Here is a 5,711-nt window from a genome sequence, read left to right as displayed (position 1 = left end):
GTCGTGATCATTTTTGTGGGGGTGGTCGCCGAGGTCGTCGTCGCCCCGAACATCCACGTCGACCACCATCAACCCCGCGCCCTGCGCGGCGATCTCCTCACGCACCGTCCCGTCGGGCCCGGCGAGCAGGGAGTGACCGACGCCGGTCGGGGCGCCCTTCTTGACCTCGACGCCCTCGACCGCCGGATCGGCCTGGTCGACGGCGAGCAGGAACGTCGTGGCGTCCAGCGCGCGGGCGCGGGCCAACAGTTGCCACTGCTCGACCTTGCCCGGCCCCGCGCCCCACGACGCGCTGCACAGGGTTAGCCGCGCGCCGTCCGCCGCGAGCTGCCGGTACTGGCCGGGGAAGCGGATGTCGTAGCAGACGCTCAGCCCGATCCCGACGCCGTCGACGGTCACCACGTGCGTGGTGTCGCCGGGCTCGACGTTGTCGGATTCGGCGAACCCGAACGCGTCGAACAGGTGGATCTTGTCGTAGCCCAGGTGCAGGTCGGTGCCGTCGGAACTGTCGGATCCGCTGGAGCCGCTGGAGGTGGCGCCGGGGCGCGCCTCGCCGGGGCCGGTGACGAGCAGTGTGTTGCGGACCCTGCCGCCCTCGCCGGGCGTGAACATGCCGACGACGACGACGATTCCATTCTCCCGGGCAACCTCGGCCACGGCGCCCGCCCAGGGGCCGTCGAGGGGTTCGGCGATCTCGTCCAGTCGGCCGGCGCCGAAGGCGCGCATGGTGGCTTCGGGGAACACCACGATCCGGGCGCCCTGCTGCGCGGCCTCGACGACCCGTTCGCGGACCTGGCGCAAGTTGTCCTGGGGGTCGCGTCCGGACAGGATCTGGGCTGCGGCGATGCGCACGGCGGGCCTCCTCGACGGCTGCGATGTGACTCCTCGACCGTACCCCGACGGGCGCTGGAGGTTATGCGTCGTCGGAGTCGACCGCATCACGCTTATGCGGCGTCTCGTCGACGTCGAGAGTTCACAGGTGATCGGTCGTGCATCCTTGCGGGGGTACGGCGGGTCAGACCCCGTCTTCGCGGTTGTCGCGCTCGTGGCGGGGGCGCCACACAACCACGGAGGTGGAGCGCGGGACGTGCACCAGTTCGCCGGAGCGTCCGCCGAGGCCCTGCCTGCGCCGCAGGTCGGCAACCTCGTCGATGAGGTCGGCGACGCGATTGCGCAGGGCGTCGACCTGGTTGGTCAGTTCGATGATCCGCTTGATGCCGGCCAGGTTGACGCCCTCCTCCTGGCTGAGCCGCTGCACCTCGCGCAGCATGGCGACGTCGCGCAGGGAGTAGCGTCGGCCGCCGCCACGGGTGCGTTCGGGCGTGACGATGCCGAGGCGGTCATAGGTGCGCAGTGTCTGGGCGTGCAGCCCCGACAGCTCCGCGGCCATGGAGATCACGAGCACGCTGTCGTCGGGACCGAGGTCCTCGACGTCCAGCCGGGGGCTCATGCCGACCCGGCCCAGCCCGACCGCGGATCGAAGCCGGCCGCACGCAGTGCCTCGTCGTAGGCGGCGAGTTCGGCTTCGGCCATCCCGGCGGGGGGCGTGGCCACCCGGAGCGTGACCTTGAGGTCCCCGGTTCCGGACTTGCGGGCGATTCCCCGGCCCCGGACGCGCAGGATCTGGCCGTCGCGGGAGCCGGCGGGCACCTTGACGGTCACCCGGCCGGTCAGAGTCGGCACGGACACCTGCGAACCCTGGACGAGTTCGGGGTAGGACACCGGCAGGTCGACCAGGAGGTCGCCGCCGTCGCGGCTGAAGACCGCGTCCTTCTGCACGGTGACGGTGACGTACAAGTCGCCGGAGGGGGCGCCACGGAATCCGGCCTCGCCCTGCCCGGCGAGCCGGATGCGCTGGCCATCGGAGACTCCGGCGGGCACCTTGACGTTGATGGTGCGGGTGCGGTTGGTGACGCCACTGCCACCACAGTCGCTGCAGGGATCGTCGATCTTCGAGCCGGTGCCGCCGCAGTCACTGCAGGGCTCGGCGAAGCCGAAGGCGCCCTGGCTGCGCTGGGTGACGCCTGCACCGTGGCAGGTGCCGCACACCTTGGGGCTGGTTCCCGGCTTGGCGCCGCTGCCGTGGCAGGTCAGGCACGGCGACGCCGAGGACAGCTTGATCTGGACGGTCTCGCCGAGGGCCGCCTCGCGGAACGACAGCGTGAGCGCGGTTTCCATGTCCTGGCCGCCGCTCGGCCGCTGTGCGCGGGCCCGTCCGGCCCCACCGCCACCGGCGCGTCCCTGGTTGAACAGGCCGCCGAAGATGTCGGAGAAGCCGCCGGCTCCACCGGCCGGGCCGGCGCCGCCACCGAAGAGGTCCCCGAGGTCGAAGTCGCTCTGCGAGGTGAATCCGCCGCCGCGTCCGCCCGGGGAGAAACCGCCGAATCCGCCCGAGCTGACCTGGGCGCGGAACTCGTCGTACTCCTTGCGTTTGGCCGGATCGCCGACGACGTCGTTGGCTTCGCTGACCCGCTTGAACTTCTCTTCCGCCGCCTCGTTGCCCGGGTTGGAGTCCGGGTGGTTCTCGCGTGCGAGCTTGCGGTAGGCCTTGCGGATCTCGTCCTGCGTGGCGGTCTTGGAGACGCCCAGCTCGGCGTAGTAGTCCTTCTCGACCCATTCGCGCTGGCTCACCAGACGCCTCCTTTCCTGTTCTTCTCGGGTGTGCCTCTCGCGGGCCGGGCGGGGCCCGCGTCGGGCGACTGCGTCAACTCCACTCAAGTTTCGCAGGTATTACGCGAAGTGCGGGCGCGGTCCGCGCGATGCGGTCCGCACCCGCACTTCGATTCTCACCGTCAGCGCCGCTCGGCAGTGGTGCCGCTCGGCGACGGTGCCGCTCGGAAGCGGTGACGCGCGTCAGCGAACGATGACCATCGCCGTTCGCAGGGTGCGCTCGCCCATCCGGTAGCCCTTGCGCAGCACGGTGCCGAGCACGGGCTCGCCGCCCTCGGACTCGTCCTGGACGGCCTCGTGCACGTTCGGGTCGAAGGCATCGCCCTCGTCACCGAACTGCTCGACGCCCTGGGACGCCAGGAGCGCGACCATCTTGTCGGCGAAGGCCTTCAGGGGGCCTTCGGCGAGGTCACCGTGGTCGCGAGCCCGGTCGAGATCGTCCACCACGGGCAGGAGTTCGGCGAGAACCTTCGCCTTGGCCTGCTCGATGCTGGCCGTGCGCTCACGGTCCATGCGGCGGCGGTAGTTGGCGAACTCCGCCGACACGCGCTGCAGGTCCGCGGTGCGCTCGTCGAGCTGCGCCTGCAGCCCGCCGTCGGCCGCCGTGTCGCCACCGACGCCACCGGCGCCAGCGGAGTCCGCGGCATCGTCGACGAGCTCTCCCTCGACATCGATCTCGTCGGCGGTGAGGCCAGCGCCCTCGGCGACGGCGTCGGCCTCGGGGGCCACCGGGGACTCCTCGGCGAACTCGGCCTCGTAGGCCTCCTCGTCGGTTGCCCCCGGGGCACCCGGGTCGGGCGTGCCGTCGGGCCGGGTCACTTGGACTCGTCCTTGGGCTCGTCCTCGTCCACGACCTCGGCGTCGACGACATCGTCATCGGCACCCTCGGCCGCACCCTCGCCGGCCTCGGCCCCCTCGGCCGCGGAGGCCTCGTAGATGGCCTGGCCGACGGCCTGCGCCTCGGTGTTGACCTTCTCGACCGCGGCCTTGATCGCGTCGACATCGGTGCCCTCGAGCGCCGTCTTGGCCTCGGCGATCGCCGACTCGAGCGACTCCTTCTTGTCGGCCGGGATCTTGTCCTCGTTCTCCGAGACGAACTTCTCCGTCTGGTAGACCGTGGACTCGGCCTGGTTGCGGGCGTCCGCCTCCTCACGACGCTTGGCATCCTCGGCGGCGTGCTCCTCGGCGTCCTTGATCATCTGGTCGATCTCTTCCTTGGACAGACCGGAGCCGTCCTGGATGACGATCGTGTTCTCCTTGCCGGTGCCCTTGTCCTTGGCGGTGACGTGGACGATGCCGTTGGCGTCGATGTCGAACGTCACCTCGACCTGGGGCACACCGCGCGGAGCGGGGGCGATACCGGCGAGCTCGAAGGAACCGAGCAGCTTGTTCTGCTGCGCCATCTCGCGCTCACCCTGGAACACCTGGATCTGCACCGACGGCTGATTGTCGTCAGCAGTGGTGAAGGTCTCCGAGCGCTTGGTCGGGATGGTGGTGTTGCGCTCGATGAGCTTGGTCATGACGCCACCCTTGGTCTCGATGCCCAGCGACAGCGGGGTCACGTCGAGCAGGAGAACGTCCTTGACCTCGCCACGGAGCACACCGGCCTGCAGCGCGGCACCGACGGCCACGACCTCGTCCGGGTTGACGCCCTTGTTGGGCTCCTTACCACCGGTGAGCTCCTTGACCAGGTCGGTCACGGCCGGCATACGGGTCGAACCACCGACGAGCACGACGTGGTCGATCGAGGAGACCGAGATGCCGGCGTCCTTAATGACGGCCTGGAACGGGTTGCGGCAGCGGTCCAGCAGATCCTGGGTGATCTTCTGGAACTCCGAGCGGGACAGGGTCTCGTCGAGGAAGAGCGGGTTCTTATCCGCGTCGACCGTGATGTAGGGCAGGTTGATCGAGGTGGACTGTCCGCTGGACAGCTCGATCTTGGCCTTCTCCGCGGCCTCACGCAGACGCTGGAGCGCCATCTTGTCCTTGGTGAGGTCGATCCCGTTCTGGGCCTTGAACTTCTCGACGAGCCAGTCGACGATCCGCTGATCCCAGTCGTCGCCACCGAGGTGGTTGTCACCCGAGGTGGCACGCACCTCCACGACACCGTCGCCGATGTCGAGCAGCGAGACGTCGAAGGTGCCGCCACCGAGGTCGAAGACCAGGATGGTCTGCTCCTTGTCGCCCTTGTCGAGGCCGTAGGCCAGGGCGGCCGCGGTGGGCTCGTTGACGATGCGCAGGACGTTGAGGCCGGCGATCTGGCCGGCGTCCTTGGTGGCCTGACGCTGGGCGTCGTTGAAGTAGGCGGGGACGGTGATCACGGCGTCCGTGACGTCCTCACCGAGGTAGGCCTCGGCGTCCCTCTTGAGCTTCTGCAGCGTACGGGCGCTGATCTCCTGAGGGGTGTAGGTCTTGTCGTCGATCGAATCCGACTTCCAGTCCGTGCCGATGTGGCGCTTGACCGAGCGGATGGTGCGGTCGACGTTCGTGACCGCCTGGTTCTTGGCCGGCTGGCCGACGAGCACCTCGCCGTTCTTGGCGAATGCGACCACCGACGGGGTCGTGCGCGACCCCTCGGCGTTGGCGATGACCTGGGCCTCGCCGCCCTCCAGGACAGCGACCGCCGAGTTGGTGGTGCCGAGGTCGATACCGACTGCACGTCCCATGGTGAACTCCTTACTGTTACCGCGAATGAACTGTTACCGCGAATGATGACTGTTTCTTCAGCGACCCTGACTCAAGTCGGGGCCCGTCGTTCTCCAGTGCGGTTCCCACACTGCCCGCCGATCCGTGGCGAGTCAACCCGAGTTGAGCCTGGGTCGCTGAAGTTTGACACCCCGTACAACTCAAGGACGCAGGACTCCATTCCCGGAGTGACATAACTCACAGCAATAGTTGCGCCCGCGCCGCTCAACAATGGCGGCCCGCGCACGCCCGACGGCGGCGCACATGCCGGCTCAGACGCTGGCCCACGCCGTCCGAAGACAGTTCACACGCTCAAATACGATTCACCTGCTCGATTGCGATACGCCTGCACGATC

General features: G+C 69.0%; 5 protein-coding genes. All 5 read right to left on the bottom strand.

Annotated features, from left to right (window positions below):
* Positions 1-852 (bottom strand): nitrilase-related carbon-nitrogen hydrolase (locus G6016_RS16000; protein WP_182633591.1); only part of this gene is annotated, 852 nt, incomplete at its 3' end.
* A 163-nt stretch (positions 853-1,015) separates the two neighbouring features.
* On the bottom strand, positions 1,016-1,450 hold the full coding sequence (locus tag G6016_RS15995) for a heat shock protein transcriptional repressor HspR (RefSeq protein ID WP_182633590.1): 435 nt from the start codon (positions 1,448-1,450) through the stop codon (positions 1,016-1,018).
* Positions 1,447-2,631 carry a molecular chaperone DnaJ gene (dnaJ, locus tag G6016_RS15990; RefSeq protein ID WP_182633589.1) on the bottom strand — a complete coding sequence of 395 codons (1,185 nt, stop codon included), beginning with the start codon at positions 2,629-2,631 and terminating at the stop codon, positions 1,447-1,449. The genes G6016_RS15995 and dnaJ overlap by 4 nt, the downstream gene beginning before the upstream one ends.
* 222 nt (positions 2,632-2,853) lie before the next feature.
* Positions 2,854-3,489, bottom strand: coding sequence for a nucleotide exchange factor GrpE (grpE, locus tag G6016_RS15985; RefSeq protein ID WP_182633588.1), 636 nt, complete (start codon positions 3,487-3,489; stop codon positions 2,854-2,856).
* On the bottom strand, positions 3,486-5,336 hold the full coding sequence (dnaK, locus tag G6016_RS15980; protein ID WP_182633587.1) for a molecular chaperone DnaK: 1,851 nt from the start codon (positions 5,334-5,336) through the stop codon (positions 3,486-3,488). The genes grpE and dnaK overlap by 4 nt, the downstream gene beginning before the upstream one ends.
* Positions 5,337-5,711: the final 375 nt, after the last annotated feature.

This window comes from Dietzia aerolata, assembly GCF_014144865.1.
Taxonomy (GTDB): domain Bacteria; phylum Actinomycetota; class Actinomycetes; order Mycobacteriales; family Mycobacteriaceae; genus Dietzia; species Dietzia aerolata.
Note: the sequence above shows the minus strand (reverse complement) of the source record. Positions and strands in the feature narration are given on the sequence as shown.

What these genes read in the sequence shown, in the direction of transcription:
- G6016_RS15995 (WP_182633590.1), bottom strand. Translation starts at nt 1,450, where the DNA reads ATGAGCCCCCGGCTGGACGTCGAGGACCTCGGTCCCGACGACAGCGTG.
- dnaK (WP_182633587.1), bottom strand. Translation starts at nt 5,336, where the DNA reads ATGGGACGTGCAGTCGGTATCGACCTCGGCACCACCAACTCGGCGGTC.